Source organism: Pseudomonas sp. PS01299, from assembly GCF_029960145.1.
In the GTDB taxonomy this organism is placed as follows: Bacteria; Pseudomonadota; Gammaproteobacteria; order Pseudomonadales; family Pseudomonadaceae; genus Aquipseudomonas; species Aquipseudomonas putida_A.
On the sequence record NZ_JASCPO010000155.1, the window covers coordinates 1 to 13,735 of the forward strand.

Consider the following 13,735-nt stretch of genomic DNA (forward strand, 5'->3'; position numbering starts at 1 on the left):
CTACTGTGGGAGGGGGCTTCCTCCCGAAGGCGGTGTGTCAGTCAACACACCCTTCACGGATATACCGCCTTCGGGAGCAAGCCCCCTCCCACAGTGGAAACATCTCCCACAGGAGAGACATCCGGTGTTTCCGGTCAGAAGTGATACGTCATGCGCGCAAACAGCGTGCGGCCCAGCGGGTCGGTGTAGCGCGGGTCATAGCCGCTCTGGAAGTTGTAGGCCTGGTTGGTGAAAGGCGGGTTGCGGTCGAACATGTTCTTCATCCCCGCATCCACGTCCAGCACCTTGTTGAAGGTGTAGCCGGCCGACAGGTCCCACACCGAATACGACGCCACGCGCGCATGGGTATCGCGGTCGTAGTCGTTGTAACCGGTGGTGAAGCGGTTGGTCAGCGACGCGCGAGCCGCGCCGAAGGTCCAGCTGCCGGTGAGGTTGTGTTTCCAGCGCGCGATCACGCCGTCCCCTTCGAAGTCGCCGACCTTGTCGGTGAACGGGCCTTTGATGGTGCTCTGGAAGTCATAACTGTCGACGTAGGTGCCTTGCAGCCCCAGGCCGAACTGGCCGTAAGGGGTGTTCGGGAAGCGGTAATCCAGCGACACATCGACACCGTTGGTTTCGACGATGCCGAGGTTGGCGTTGCCGGTGACGATGTAGTTGAGCGTGCCGTCGGCGTTGCGCACGAAGCGATCCGGGTAGCTGCCGGCCTGATCGAACACGGTGGATTCAGGGAACGGCTGGATCTGGTTGGAAATGTGAATCCACCAGAAATCCAGACCCACCGACAGGTTGCTGACCGGCTGATAGACGAAGCCCAGCGTCACGTTGCGCGCCTTCTCCGGGGCCAGATCTTCATTGCCGCCGATCTGATTGAGGAACTGCTGGCCGCAATCGCGCCCGCCGTTGCCGCCCGGTTGCACCACGCCACCGGTACACAGCACCGGGTCGTTGTAGTAGCCCTGGGTGTAGGTGATGCTGCGCGGCGAATACAGCTCGTAGAGCGATGGCGCACGGAAGCCTTCGCTGTACGCGCCACGCACTACCAGCTCCTTGAGCGGCTGATAACGGAACGAATATTTCGGGTTGGTGGTGCTGCCGAAGTCGCTGTATTTGTCGTGACGCACGGCGGCGGACAGTTCGAGGCTGTCGAGCACCGGCACGTTGATTTCGGCGTACGCGGCTTTCACGCTGCGGTCACCTTCCACGCTGCCGGCCGGGTCGATGCCGAGGCTCTGGATATCACCGGCAAACTGTTCGAAGTCCTGGTGGAATTTCTCTTTGCGGTACTCGCCACCCAGCGCCAGACCGGCGGGGCCGGCACCGAACCAGTCACCGATCTCGCGGCTGATCCGCCCGTCGAAACCGGCGACGCGGCCGACAGCGGTGGAGTAGGCGCCGTGGTACATGGCCTGGTCGATGTACTGCTGACCGGCGGCGGATTGCGGGCCGAACGGGTTGAGCAGACCGCTGGCCAGACCGTTGATCATCGCCTGATCGCTGACATATCCGCTGGTGACACTGGAGACGATTTTGTTCTGGTTGTACGAGGCGCCGACGTTGTAATCCCAGCCGCCGACCAGACCATCGAAGCTCAGCAGAAAGCGCTGACTGGTGTTCTGGTCTTTCGATTCACGCGGGCCGGCAGCGGTCTCGCGCCAGTTCACATCGACCGGTTGCGTCGGGTCGAGGGCGAAGCCGGTCGGGCCGGGGGTGATGCCGTTGCCGGGGTAGTAGGGCGACGACGAATCCAGGCTCAAGCCGGTGAGCGGGGCCGGGCCGACCGCCGTGGCGTTGTTGTTGCGCGACCAGAAGTATTCGAGGTTGACGTTGTGGTCATCCGCCAGCTTGCCGGTGGTCTTGCCGAAGAACGACGTCTTTTCGGTTTGCGGAATCAGGTCGATGTATTCGCGGGTGCTGAAGCGGCACAAACCGTCGCGCGCCACCAGATTGGGGCCGTTGCAATTGCTGTTGGCCAACGGGTTGGTGGCATTGCCGTTCTGGCTGTAGTTGCCGGGGAACGCGGTGCCGGAGGTCTGGTCCAGACCGCGGCCGGGCACATAGTCGCGGGCGAAGGAGCGGTCGTTGGCGTCGAGGTTCTGCTGCTTGTTGTAGTTGAACACGCCGAGCACGTTGAAGCGGTCTTGTTCAAGATCACCGTAGCCCCAACTGGCGCTCATGTCTTTGGTGGCACCGCCGCCGCTGTGGGTTGGGGTTTCGCCACCGAGGGTGAGCTGGCCGTCGGTCATGGATTTCTTGGTGATGAAGTTGATCACGCCGCCGATGGCGTCGGTGCCGTAGAGGGCCGACGCGCCGTCGCGCAGGACCTCAACGCGCTCGATGGCGGCAAACGGGATCATGTTCAGATCCACCGCGCCGCCGGCCGAGTTGGTGCCGGACAAGGCGTTGTTCGCCAGGCGTCGACCGTTGAGCAGCACCAGCGTCTTGTTCGCGCCGATGCCGCGCATGTCGGCAAACGAAGCGCCACCGGTGGCGGCGCCGACCGAGCCGGCGCTGTTGTTGATCGACTGGCTGCCGGTGATCCGCTGCACCAGTTCGGCGGTGGTGGTCACGCCCTGTTTGCGCAACTCATCGGCCTTGAGAATGGTGATCGGCACCGCCGTTTCCGCATCGACCCGGCGAATCGCCGAACCCGTCACTTCCACCCGTTGCAGTTGCGTGGTCGGCGCCACCACCGCTGTCGCAGCGGGCACGGCGGCGTTGTCATCCTCGGCGGCTTGCACAGTCCCGGCGCCCATCCCCATGGCCACCAGATACAACGGAACAAAACGGTGGCGAGAGATCGTTGCCACCAAAGGTTTGAGCGTGAAGCGTGGAGTGTTCATCAGCATGGTTATTTCCGACTTTTTAGACGTTATCGAATTGGCCTTGTGAGCCCCTCATTGCTCCGCTTTCGGTGATACCGCGTGCGGAAAACCACTTTCTTCAAGCAAGCCGATCCCCTCCGAATACGCGTTGCGTTTTTTCGGTCGGCTGATTGCGACGGGATGCTTCAGCGGTGTCGGGCGCGCTTCTCAACGCGCGCCCGGCACCGCACTCAGTGGGTGGTCATCACCGAAATCTTGCTGATGCCCGAGCGCTCGATGGACGCCATGGCCTTGGCCACCTGGCCGTAATTGACGTTGGCGTCGGCCTGCAGCTGCACGCGTACTTCGGCGTCCTTGGCCTTGACCTCCTTGAGGCTGGCCTCCAGCGATTCCGGCGCCAGTTCGGTTTTCGCCAGGTAGAACTTGCCGTCCTGATCGACGCTGACCACCACCGGGTCTTTCTTTTCGGCGGGGGCGACGGCATCGGTTTTCGGTAGGTTGACCTTGATCGCATTGGTCATCAGCGGCGCGGTGACGATGAACACCACCAGCAGCACGAGCATCACATCCACCAGCGGCGTGACGTTCATTTCGCTGAGCACTTCATCGCTGTCTTGGGTAGAAAAGGACATCAGCTGGCCTCCCGCACGGCGGCTGTGGTTTTGCTGGCGATGGCCTGACGGCTGATGGAAAACGCGCTGCGCGAGGCCAACGCATCGAAGTCGTGGGCGAAGTCATCCATGTCTGCCGAGGCGAGCTTCAGGCGGCGCAGGAAGAAGTTGTAAATCAGCACTGCCGGGACCGCGACGGCGATCCCTACACCGGTGGCGATCAGTGCATGACCGATCGGTCCGGCAACCGCTTCAAGGCTGGCCGAGCCGGTTTCGCCAATGCTTTGCAGGGCTTCCATGATTCCCCACACGGTGCCGAACAGACCAATGAACGGCGCGGTGCTGCCGATACTGGCGAGGATCGCCTGACCGTTTTCCAGCGAGCGGCGTTCCTTCTGAATCTGCTGGCGCAGGTTGCGCTCCAGGCGATCGGAACGGTTGATGGTGTGCGCCAGTTGTTGCGTGGTGCGCGGCGATTCTTCCACCAGCAAAGCTTCGAAGCCGCTGCTGGCGATGCGCGCCAGCGAGCCCGGGTACTGACTGGCGTGTTCGGCGGCAGTAAGCAGATCCGGTGCGCCCCAGAAGGCTTTGCTGAACTGTTTGTTCTGGGCTTTCTGGCGCAGGTATTGCGCCGACTTGACCAGCAGGATCGCCCAGCTGACCACGGAAAACAGCACCAGGCCCCAGAGCACACCGGGGACAATCATCGAAGACAGTGAATTGTTCATCGCTACACCTCGCTTGCATTAAGTCGGTTGTGAGTTCGTTGGGTTGTGCCGTTATTGCGGCAATTTGAAATCGATGGTCTGGGTGGCGAAGCCGTCAATCGGCGTGTCACCGCGTTTGGCCGGAATGAACTTCCAGTTCTTTACCGCCGCGACGGCGGCGTCATCCAGTTGCGGCTTGCCGCTGGACTTGGTCACTGTCACCGAGCCGGCGCGACCGTTGGCCAGCACCTGAATGCGCAGCACCACGCTGCCTTCCCAATTGCGCCGCAGCGCCAGCGACGGGTATTCCGGCGGCGGGTTGCCAAGGCTGGCGAGACCGGAAATCGCTGCCGATTCCTTGACCGGGGCAGGCGCGGCGGCCGGGGCCGGTGGCGCGCTCGGTGTCGCCGGCGCAGCGGGAGCGGCCGGTTGTGCCGGGGCGGGCGGAGCTTTCGGCGGCTCGACTTTCTTCACCGGTTTGGGCTTCTCGACCGGTTTCGGTTTTTCGATCGGCTTGGGTTTTTCCACCGGTTTTGGCGGTGGCTTGACCGCGTCTTCGTCTTCCACCGGTTGTTCCGGTTCCGGAGGTGGAGGGGGCGGCGGTGGCGGTGGCGGTGGCGGTTCCGGTGTGGGCGGTGCCGGCGGCGTCGGGCTGCTCAGCTCGACGGTCATTTCCGGAATCTGCGGCGGAGTCGGCAGTGGCTCGGGCCGGGTTTGCTGGAAAAACCACCAGGCGCCGCCATGTATCAGCGCCGATACCGCCACCAGCAACAGCATTTGCTGTTTGTTCAACCCGCCGGGCTGCGAGGTATTGGCCGTGAAGGCTGGCCTGTCCGGTGACAGCGGGATTGGCGCTTCCCGTAACGACCCCTGCAGGGTTCTGTGCTTTACCGCATCGTTCATTAAAGCTCCCTCGGGTTGATGAAGGGCAATAAGGTGCCGTCCGAACATTGGGGTGATGTTCGAGTGGGTGGGTAACTTTCTTCAAGGTGTAACGCAGGCCGATAGTTGAACTATCTATAGAACAGGGCTTGCTTACAGTTACTGGCTTAGAGCCATCGACTTCGAGTGTTCATTGGCCATTCCCTGGTTGTTCTTCTATCGCTTGAGATCAGTGTTGGTGTCTCATGCTTGTGCTTTTTGCATGTAGCAACCGCTGTGCCAGATGTTGCCGAAATGTATAGGTCTTATTTCATCAGTGTTACCCATGTCGCATTTATATAAGTTTTGCCTTGGTCGTGTATTTCTCCGGCCAACAGTTTCCCGAAACTCCATTGAGTGGAGTTTTTTCAGAGGCGAGTCAGGCTCTACGCGGTATCACGCTGATCGGCGGGATAGAGCGGCGGCTTGGCTAATGGCCCGGGCACTTGCTGGTGCGCGGCGGACTGATTTGGTGCGGGTCTGTGTTTTAGCGGGTCACGACGTATGTTCCTTGTTCTTGTTTAAATGAAATCAATGTTTCCAGTGCTGAATAATCCAACTCACTGGAGCCGTTTTGGTGCATTTGCAAAGTCGCTGAAAGTTATTGTCCGACAATCCCGCCTGCGTTCATTTAATACGGCGCTGGTGCAGGAATTTTTGCAGTTGTATTTAAAAAATAAATAACACTCCGTTGTCGGCGAAGCGTCATCGCCAATCACGGTGTGTGGTCATGGAGTCAGGTAATAAAGTAGAGGCACTGGCCGCCGGAACTGTTCGAATGAACTCGGCGTTGTTGATAAACAAGCAAGCAGAGGCTGATGCGGCAGAGCGTTTGAAGATTCACGCGGTGAACTCCTTGTTGCCAGCTCGGATACGCGAACTTTTGGTTCGGTATCGCACCTTACAAGAACGCGGATAGCGTTCGATGATTGCTCTTGGTGCGGGATGGGCACCGCCAGCGCTGTTATGCGAGGTTTGAATTCGCAAGTCGCCAATGCATGGGAAAAACGTGCCAAAGCGGATACACCCGCTATAAATAGGGCTACACAGATCTGTCGAGATCGAGGAGGGGGCATGTATCAACTGTACGGACATCGCAATTCAGGTGCCGCAGCCATCGAGGCAGCGCTGGAGTTATGCCAGATCGCCTATCGCTTTATCGATATCGAAGCCTCGAGCGAAGCCGCCGAGGCACTGGCGCGCCTCAATCCACTGAAGCAGGTGCCGACCCTGCAATTGCCCGATGGCAGTGCGATCACCGAGAGTGTGGCGATTCTGATTCATCTGGGCCTGAGTTTTCCCGAGTCCGGTCTGTTGCCGGCCAAGGCGGCTGATCGCGATCAGGCGATTCGCGGCATGGTCTACATCGCCAGCAATTGCTATGCAGCCATCGGCGTCATCGATTACCCCGAGCGCTGGCTGGTGATGCCCGACGAAGCCTCACGGCAGAACCTGATGGCCGGCGCGCGGGAGCGTTTGCACTGGAGCTGGGAAGTGTTTGCCGATCAGTTTTCCGCCGAGTTGTACCTGGACGACGAAACGCCCGGCGCGCTGGACGTGCTGGCGGCCGTGGTGACGCGTTGGGCGGGGAGCCGCGAGCACTTGCGCCAGACACGTCCGGGGTTTTATGCGTGGTTGCAGCGTATTGACAGGCATCCGGTGCTGGCCCCTGTCTTCGCCCGGCATTGGCCGTCCTGATCACCCGATAAACCAAAATGTAGGAGTGAACTCTGTGGTGAGGGGATTTATCCCCGATGGACTGCGAAGCGGTCCCAGCTTTTCTGGGGGTGCTTCGCGCCCCATCGGGGATAAATCCCCTCGCCACAGGGCTCACTTCTGTAAGTGGGAAGGGTCTATTCCCCGCGAATGTACTGCTCCAGCTGCTTGATCAGCTCTGCCTGTTCGGCAATCGCTTCCTTGACCAGGTCACCGATCGACAGCAAACCGATCAGCTTGCCGTTCTCCACCACCGGCAAATGGCGCAGGCGTTTGTCAGACATGATGCCCAGGCAGGTGTCGACGGTCTGGTGGGTGTCCACGGTGATGACGTCCTTGACCATGATGTCGCGCACGGGTGTGCCCACCGACGAGCGCCCGTGCAGTACCAGTTTGCGTGCGTAATCACGCTCACTGATGATGCCGACCACTTTGTCATCTTCCATCACCACCAAGGCCCCGACGTTTTTCTCGGCCATTTTCATCAGCGCTTCGAGCACCATGTGACCGGGATCGATATGGTGCACTTCCTGATTTTTCTGATCTTTGAGCTTGAGCAGTTGGGCGACGGTCTTCATGGCGGTTACTCAGGTGTTGTCGTTGTTACTCAAGCATCGTAGACCCTTGTGCGCAGGGCAAGGTGGCAAAGCGGCAGATAGCACGCAAAAAACGTCATTTGCCGGTTTTTCCGGCTCACCTCTAACCCTGTGGCGAGGGAGCTTGCTCCCGCTGGACTGCGTAGCAGGCCCAAACCCTGAGAATTCGGTTTGCCTGATACACCGAATTGCCTGGCTTTGCGACTGCTGCGCAGCCGAGCGGGAGCAAGCTCCCTCACCACAGGGAATGGGGTTATCCCTTGAAGGGCAGCGTAGAATGCCCCTCTGATTCAATTCCTGAGGTTGCAGTGGTGGATTTACAGCAGGGCTTCGTCCTGACCCGGCATTGGCGCGATACCCCGGCCGGCACCGAAGTCGAATTCTGGCTGGCGACCGACGCCGGGCCGCGCCGTGTGCGCCTGGCGCCGCAAACGTCGGTAGCGTTTATCCCCGCCGAACAGCGTGAAGCAGCCGAACGCCTGCTGCACGATGAAAAGAACGTCGAACTGCGCCCGCTGGCCCTGCAGGATTTCGAACATCGCCCGGTGCTCGGACTGTATTGCCAGCAACACGGCCAGTTGATGCGCCTGGAAACCGCGCTGTCCCGCGCCGGTGTCGATGTCTTCGAAGCCGACGTGCGTCCGCCCGAGCGCTACCTGATGGAGCGCTTCATCACTGCACCGGTGTTGTTCGGCGGTAGCGCCGACGCTGACGGCGTATTGCTCAACGCTCAACTCAAACCTGATCCGAATTACCGACCGCAACTACGGCTGGTCTCGCTGGATATCGAAACCACCGAAACCGGCGAGCTGTATTCCATCGCCCTCGAAGGCTGCGGCCAGCGTCAGGTGTACATGCTCGGCGCGCCCAACGGTGACGCGAGCATCATCGACTTTGACCTCGAATACTACGACTCACGTACGCTGATCCTGAAAAAGCTCAACGACTGGTTCGCCCTCCACGACCCCGACGCGATCATCGGCTGGAACGTCGTGCAGTTCGACCTGCGCATCCTTCACGAACACGCGCGACGCCTCGGTGTGCCGCTGAAAATCGGCCGTGGCGGTGAGGAGATGCAGTGGCGCGAACACGGTAGCCGCACGCACTACTTTGCCTCGGCAGCGGGGCGCTTGATCATCGACGGCATCGAATCGCTGCGCTTGGCGACCTGGAGTTTTCCCTCGTTCAGCCTGGAGAATGTCGCGCAGACCCTGCTCGGCGAGGGCAAGGCGATCGACAACCCGTACCAGCGCATGGACGAAATCAACCGCATGTTCGCCGAGGACAAACCGGCGCTGGCCAAGTACAACCTCAAGGACTGCGAACTGGTCACGCGGATCTTCGCCAAGACCGAACTGCTGACGTTTCTCCTCGAACGCGCCAGCGTTACCGGCCTGCCTGCGGATCGCAGCGGCGGCTCGGTGGCGGCGTTCACCCATTTGTACATGCCGTTGATGCACCGTCAGGGTTTCGTTGCGCCGAACCTGGGCACCAATCCGCCACAGGCCAGCCCCGGCGGCTTCGTCATGGATTCGCAGCCGGGGCTGTACGAGTCGGTGCTGGTGCTGGATTACAAGAGCCTGTACCCGTCGATCATCCGCACCTTTCTGATCGACCCGGTGGGCCTGATCGAAGGCTTACAACACCCGGACGACGCCGATTCGGTGCCGGGGTTTCGCGGTGCACGTTTCTCGCGCACCCGGCATTGCCTGCCGTCGATTGTCGCGCGGGTCGCCGAGGGCCGCGAGACCGCCAAGCGCGAGCACAACGCACCGCTGTCGCAAGCGCTGAAAATCATCATGAACGCCTTCTACGGCGTGCTCGGCTCCAGTGGTTGCCGATTTTTCGATACGCGTCTGGCATCGTCGATTACCTTGCGCGGCCACGAGATCATGCTGCGCACCCGTCAGCTGATCGAAGCGCAGGGCCACGCGGTGATCTATGGCGACACCGACTCGACCTTCGTCTGGCTGCGTCGCGCGCACGGGCAGGAGGAAGCCGCGCAGATCGGTCAGGCGCTGGTCAAGCACGTCAACGACTGGTGGCGCGAGCACGTGCGTGAGGAATACGGCCTGCAAAGTGCTCTCGAATTGCAGTACGAAACCCACTACAAACGTTTTCTGATGCCGACCATTCGCGGTGCCGAGGAGGGCAGCAAAAAGCGCTACGCCGGACTGGTGACGCGCGCCGATGGCAGTGACGAAATGGTCTACAAGGGCCTGGAAACCGTGCGCACCGACTGGTCACTGCTGGCCCGGCAGTTCCAGCAGGAACTCTACGAGCGGATCTTCCAGCGCAAGCCGTATCAGGATTACGTGCGCGATTACGTACGCAAGACCCTGGCCGGCGAATTCGATGAACGACTGGTCTACCGCAAACGCCTGCGCCGCACCCTCGACGACTACGAACGCAACGTGCCGCCGCATGTGCGGGCGGCGCGGCTGGCCGACGATTACAACGCGCAGCAGGGTCGCCCGCGGCAGTACCAGAACGGCGGCTGGATCAGTTACGTGATCACCCTGGCCGGGCCGGAACCGCTGGAAGTACGCCGCGCCGCGATCGACTACGACCACTACATCACCCGCCAGCTGCAACCGGTGGCGGACGCGATTCTGCCGTTCGTCGACGACGATTTCTCAACCTTGATCGGGGGGCAACTGGGCCTGTTTTGAGTCCAGCAGTTGCAGGGTCCATTCATCGAGGATGCCGTGGAAGTAACGCTCCAGCGCCTGAGCGAACGGGCAATCTTCGGCGCTGAACTGCGCAAACAGGGTCATTGAAGAGTGGAATTTCAGGTCGTCGGGGTGGCCGAAAATCTCGGCAATCGAGCGCTGGCGGATGTTCAGTACCAACTGCGTGCAGATGCGCAGCCGCGCACCGAGCAGGTCGTGGGTCAGATAGGCCCGCGCTTCTTCGGCGGATTGAATGGCGTAACGCCGGGACATCTCGCTGCCGCCCAGCCCGGCGAACTGCGGGAACACAAACCACATCCAGTGGCTGCGCTTGCGCCCCTCACCGAGTTCACGCTGAACCCGTTCGAACACCGGGTCCTGCGCCTGGACGAAACGCTGCAGATTGAACGGGTCGTACTGATCAGTGCTTCTCATGACGAAGCCCTCGCCAGCCGGCAGCGACTCAGACCATCGCCAGCCGCTGCTTGCGTTGTGGCGCTATGAATACCTGATCCAGCGCCGCCAGATCCCCGGCATCCAGTTGCAACTGCGCCGCTTGTGCATTGAGTTGCACATGTTCCGGTCGCACAGCCTTGGGAATCGCAATCACACCATCCTGACGCAGAATCCACGCCAGCGAAACCTGTGCCGGGGTCACGTTGTGACGAGCGGCAATCTGCTTGAGCACCGGTTCGGCGAGCATCGCGCCGCCCTGGCCGATCGGACAGTACGCCATCAACGGCATGCGCTGTTGTTGGCACCATGGCAGCAAGTCGAATTCGACGCCGCGCTCTTCGAGGTTGTACAGCACCTGATTGGTGGCGCAGGCCGGGTTGGCCAGTTCTTCGAGGTCATCGACATCGAAATTCGACACGCCCCAACGGCCAATCTTGCCGTCCTCGCGCAGGCGTTCGAAGGCTTCGACGGTTTCTTCCAGCGGATACTGGCCGCGCCAATGCAGCAGATAGAGGTCGATGTAGGCGGTGTCGAGCCGGCGCAGACTGCGCTCGCAGGCTGGCGTTGTGCGGGTAGACCTTGCTCACCAGAAATACCTGATCACGCAGACCGGCAATGGCTTCGCCGACCACGCTTTCGGCGCCGCCCTCGGCGTACATTTCCGCCGTGTCGATCAGAGTCATGCCGAGTTCGATGCCTTGGCGCAACGCAGACACTTCACGCTGGTGCGCCGAGCGATCCTCGCCCATGCGCCAGGTGCCCTGGCCGATCACTGGAACCTGCACGCCTGCCAGTTCAAGGGTACGCATTCAAACCTCCTGTGCTGATGGTCGATACCTTAGTGGGCAGCAGGATAGCGCAGGGGTTCCAATGGAGGTCGATGAACCTGTGGCGAGGGGATTTATCCCCGATGGGCGCGCAGCGCCCCCAAGAAGCAGGGTTGCTGCGCAACCCATCGGGGGATAAATCCCCTCACCACAAGGCAAGTGTTATTTCGCGGAGAACTTCAACACCACGCTGTGGTTGTAAGTCTGCCCCGGATCAAGACGCGTGCTCGGGAAGTCCGGCTGATTCGGCGCATCCGGATAGTGCTGGGTTTCCAGGGTAAACGCGCCCCAGTGCGGATAGACCTTGCCGCCCTTGCCCTTGACCGTGCCGTCGAGGAAGTTGCTGGTATAGAACTGCACACCAGGCTCGCTGGTGAACAACTGCAAATGCCGCCCTGACTGCGGATCGCTGACCTCGGCGGCGACTTTGTTCACATCACCTTTTGTATCCAGCACCCAGTTGAAATCGAAGCCACCCTGTTTCGGCTCGGCGAATTTCAGCTGTGGGTGATCGGCCTTGATGTGCGTACCAATGGCGGTGGGCTTGGTGAAGTCCATTGGTGTGCCGGCCACTGGCGCCAGTTCGCCGGTCGGGATCAGTTTGCCGGTGACCGGGGTGTAATGGCTGGCGTGCAAGGTGGCAACCTGCTTGAGAATGTCGCCATTGCCGGCGCCGGCGAGGTTGAAGTAGCTGTGGTTGGTCAGGTTGAGCACGGTCGGTTTATCGGTGCTGGCCTTATAGTCGATGCGCAACTCGTTGCTGTCGGTCAGGCGGTAGGTCACTTCGGTGGTGAGATTGCCGGGGAAACCCATTTCACCGTCCGCCGACAGATAGGTCAGGGTCACGCCGACTGAATCCTTGTCCTTGGTTTCCTGCGCTTTCCAGACCTTCTTGTCGAAACCCTGAGTACCGCCATGCAAGGCGTTGGACTTGTCGTTCTGCGGCACCTGATAGCGCTTGCCGTCGAGTTCGAACGCGCCGTCCGCGAGGCGATTGCCGAAACGGCCGATGGTCGCGCCGAAATACGCTGTGCCTTTCTGGTAACCCTGGACATCGTCGAAACCCAGCACCACATCGGCGGCTTTGCCGTGTTTGTCCGGCACCAGCAGCGATTGCAGGGTGGCGCCGTAGGTGATGACGGTCGCCTGCATGCCGTGGCTGTTGCGCAGGATGTATTGCTCGACGGGCGTGCCGTCATTGGTTTTGCCAAAGGCTTTGTGTTCGGCGCTGAGGCCGGCCGCGTTGGCGGAGAGGGTGGCGATCATCAGGGACAGTCCGAGGCCGGAGAGCAGGTGACGTGATTGAAGCATGGTTGACCTTCCTTTTTGTTGTTGTTTTCAAAACAGGGTAATAGTCATGCTAATTGTGGGTTGAGTCAGAATTTATAGCCGGTTAAAGGTTTAGTGCAAATATAAAGTCATACTAAATAGTTGCCGAAGGTCGGGAAATCGTGCCAGCGCTGCACTTTTCCGGATTCGGCGGCTCTATCCATGGCCAGGATGCGGCGACGCCCGCCGCACAGGAATGCGCCCGTTCGAGAATTCATGCCGAGAGTTTTTCACCCGATCGCCCGATTTTTTCGTCGCCCGTGCCTGTTGCTGGCCTGTCTGTCATCGCTGTTTGTCAGCGGTTGCACGCACCAGACCGGCAACGGTTTCATCGCTCAGATGCGTGACGGTCAACCGCAGGAATTCCTGCAGACCAGCGTCGATCGCATGGCCACGTTGGCGATGCGCGACAACCTCAACAGCCTTTATCGGTTGATGGGCAAGCTGTATTTGCGCAACCCGGAAGAACTGCGCAAGTCGGGCTTCCTCGACATCAACACGGCGGTGAAACAGGTGCGCCTTGCCGTCGAGCAGCAGCAACCATTGCCGGTGTTGGGCGGGCGCAAAGATCTGGCGGCGCTCAGCTATGCGATGAGTCCGGAGTTTCTCGGGGATCGGGTCGGCGCCTTCATCTATGCCATCGGCAGCATGCTGGTCACCGCCCACGGCAATCGCATCGAGTTCTACATGACCGATGCAATCAACCCGACCTTCGTCCACAACGCCGCGCGCAACATCGAGAAAGCCACGTGGATTCTGGCCCAGCGCCAGAACAAGGAAGGCCAGCCGCTGCTGTTCTCCAATGAAATCTCGGAGGAGGGCAGCAACCTGAGTTTCGCCACCGAGTTCGGCAAGATCGTCGCGCGGCTCGACCTGCTGGCGCAGATGCTTGATGAGCGCTACCGGCGCATCGGCCTGAACTACGCGCAGAGCCTGCTGTTCCTGAATTTCCTTCCGGTGCAGTAAGTGCGGAGATCCAATGTGGGAGCGAGCCTGCTCGCGAAAGCGATCTACCAGGCGCTGAATCTCTGATAGATCCACCGCATTCGCGAGCAGGCTCGCCCCCACATTGAACAAA

Annotated in this window: 10 protein-coding genes and 1 pseudogene; 3 read left to right on the top strand and 8 right to left on the bottom strand. The window is 60.5% G+C overall.

Annotated elements, in window-relative coordinates:
* Positions 1–134: 134 nt before the first annotated feature.
* The 4 genes from QMX91_RS21910 to QMX91_RS21925 form a co-directional block, all read right to left on the bottom strand.
* The gene (locus QMX91_RS21910) at positions 135–2,846 is read right to left on the bottom strand and encodes a TonB-dependent receptor (protein ID WP_167734109.1); all 2,712 of its coding nucleotides are present in this window, start codon (positions 2,844–2,846) and stop codon (positions 135–137) included.
* A 206-nt stretch (positions 2,847–3,052) separates the two neighbouring features.
* Positions 3,053–3,454, bottom strand: a complete 402-nt coding sequence (locus QMX91_RS21915; protein ID WP_003223575.1) for a biopolymer transporter ExbD — start codon at positions 3,452–3,454, stop codon at positions 3,053–3,055.
* Positions 3,454–4,161, bottom strand: coding sequence for a MotA/TolQ/ExbB proton channel family protein (locus QMX91_RS21920; protein WP_007966644.1), 708 nt, complete (start codon positions 4,159–4,161; stop codon positions 3,454–3,456). Before QMX91_RS21920 ends, QMX91_RS21915 begins: the two co-directional genes overlap by 1 nt.
* 51 nt (positions 4,162–4,212) lie before the next feature.
* A complete protein-coding gene (locus QMX91_RS21925) occupies positions 4,213–5,043 on the bottom strand; it encodes an energy transducer TonB (RefSeq protein WP_282413362.1) in 831 nt (276 codons plus the stop codon).
* A 1,092-nt stretch (positions 5,044–6,135) separates the two neighbouring features.
* Here QMX91_RS21925 and QMX91_RS21930 point away from each other — a divergent pair.
* Positions 6,136–6,759, top strand: a complete 624-nt coding sequence (locus QMX91_RS21930) for a glutathione S-transferase N-terminal domain-containing protein (RefSeq protein WP_096797379.1) — start codon at positions 6,136–6,138, stop codon at positions 6,757–6,759.
* Between the two features lie 155 nt (positions 6,760–6,914).
* On the opposite strand, the gene QMX91_RS21935 is transcribed toward QMX91_RS21930, so the two are convergent.
* Positions 6,915–7,355, bottom strand: coding sequence for a CBS domain-containing protein (locus QMX91_RS21935; RefSeq protein WP_027613875.1), 441 nt, complete (start codon positions 7,353–7,355; stop codon positions 6,915–6,917).
* Between the two features lie 329 nt (positions 7,356–7,684).
* Here QMX91_RS21935 and QMX91_RS21940 point away from each other — a divergent pair, with 329 nt between their 5' ends.
* The gene (locus QMX91_RS21940; protein WP_282413363.1) at positions 7,685–10,045 is read left to right on the top strand and encodes a DNA polymerase II; all 2,361 of its coding nucleotides are present in this window, start codon (positions 7,685–7,687) and stop codon (positions 10,043–10,045) included.
* Here the strand turns inward: QMX91_RS21940 and QMX91_RS21945 are convergent.
* From QMX91_RS21945 to QMX91_RS21955, 3 genes and pseudogenes are all read right to left on the bottom strand, one after another.
* Complete coding sequence (locus QMX91_RS21945; RefSeq protein ID WP_098968066.1) at positions 10,010–10,480, bottom strand: DUF1810 domain-containing protein; 471 nt, start codon at positions 10,478–10,480, stop codon at positions 10,010–10,012. The genes QMX91_RS21940 and QMX91_RS21945 overlap by 36 nt on opposite strands.
* 28 nt (positions 10,481–10,508) lie before the next feature.
* Positions 10,509–11,310: pseudogene (locus QMX91_RS21950) on the bottom strand (aldo/keto reductase).
* A 180-nt stretch (positions 11,311–11,490) separates the two neighbouring features.
* Entirely contained in the window at positions 11,491–12,639 is a 1,149-nt protein-coding gene (locus QMX91_RS21955; protein ID WP_282413364.1) for an aldose epimerase family protein, read from the bottom strand.
* A gap of 234 nt (positions 12,640–12,873) precedes the next feature.
* Here QMX91_RS21955 and QMX91_RS21960 point away from each other — a divergent pair, with 234 nt between their 5' ends.
* Positions 12,874–13,623 carry a hypothetical protein gene (locus tag QMX91_RS21960; protein ID WP_027613880.1) on the top strand — a complete coding sequence of 250 codons (750 nt, stop codon included), beginning with the start codon at positions 12,874–12,876 and terminating at the stop codon, positions 13,621–13,623.
* Positions 13,624–13,735 lie beyond the last annotated feature (112 nt).

What these genes read in the sequence shown, in the direction of transcription:
- QMX91_RS21920 (WP_007966644.1), bottom strand. Translation starts at nt 4,161, where the DNA reads ATGAACAATTCACTGTCTTCGATGATTGTCCCCGGTGTGCTCTGGGGC.
- QMX91_RS21925 (WP_282413362.1), bottom strand. Translation starts at nt 5,043, where the DNA reads ATGAACGATGCGGTAAAGCACAGAACCCTGCAGGGGTCGTTACGGGAA.
- QMX91_RS21960 (WP_027613880.1), top strand. Translation starts at nt 12,874, where the DNA reads ATGCCGAGAGTTTTTCACCCGATCGCCCGATTTTTTCGTCGCCCGTGC.
- QMX91_RS21910 (WP_167734109.1), bottom strand. Translation starts at nt 2,846, where the DNA reads ATGCTGATGAACACTCCACGCTTCACGCTCAAACCTTTGGTGGCAACG.
- QMX91_RS21935 (WP_027613875.1), bottom strand. Translation starts at nt 7,355, where the DNA reads ATGAAGACCGTCGCCCAACTGCTCAAGCTCAAAGATCAGAAAAATCAG.
- QMX91_RS21915 (WP_003223575.1), bottom strand. Translation starts at nt 3,454, where the DNA reads ATGTCCTTTTCTACCCAAGACAGCGATGAAGTGCTCAGCGAAATGAAC.
- QMX91_RS21930 (WP_096797379.1), top strand. Translation starts at nt 6,136, where the DNA reads ATGTATCAACTGTACGGACATCGCAATTCAGGTGCCGCAGCCATCGAG.
- QMX91_RS21955 (WP_282413364.1), bottom strand. Translation starts at nt 12,639, where the DNA reads ATGCTTCAATCACGTCACCTGCTCTCCGGCCTCGGACTGTCCCTGATG.
- QMX91_RS21945 (WP_098968066.1), bottom strand. Translation starts at nt 10,480, where the DNA reads ATGAGAAGCACTGATCAGTACGACCCGTTCAATCTGCAGCGTTTCGTC.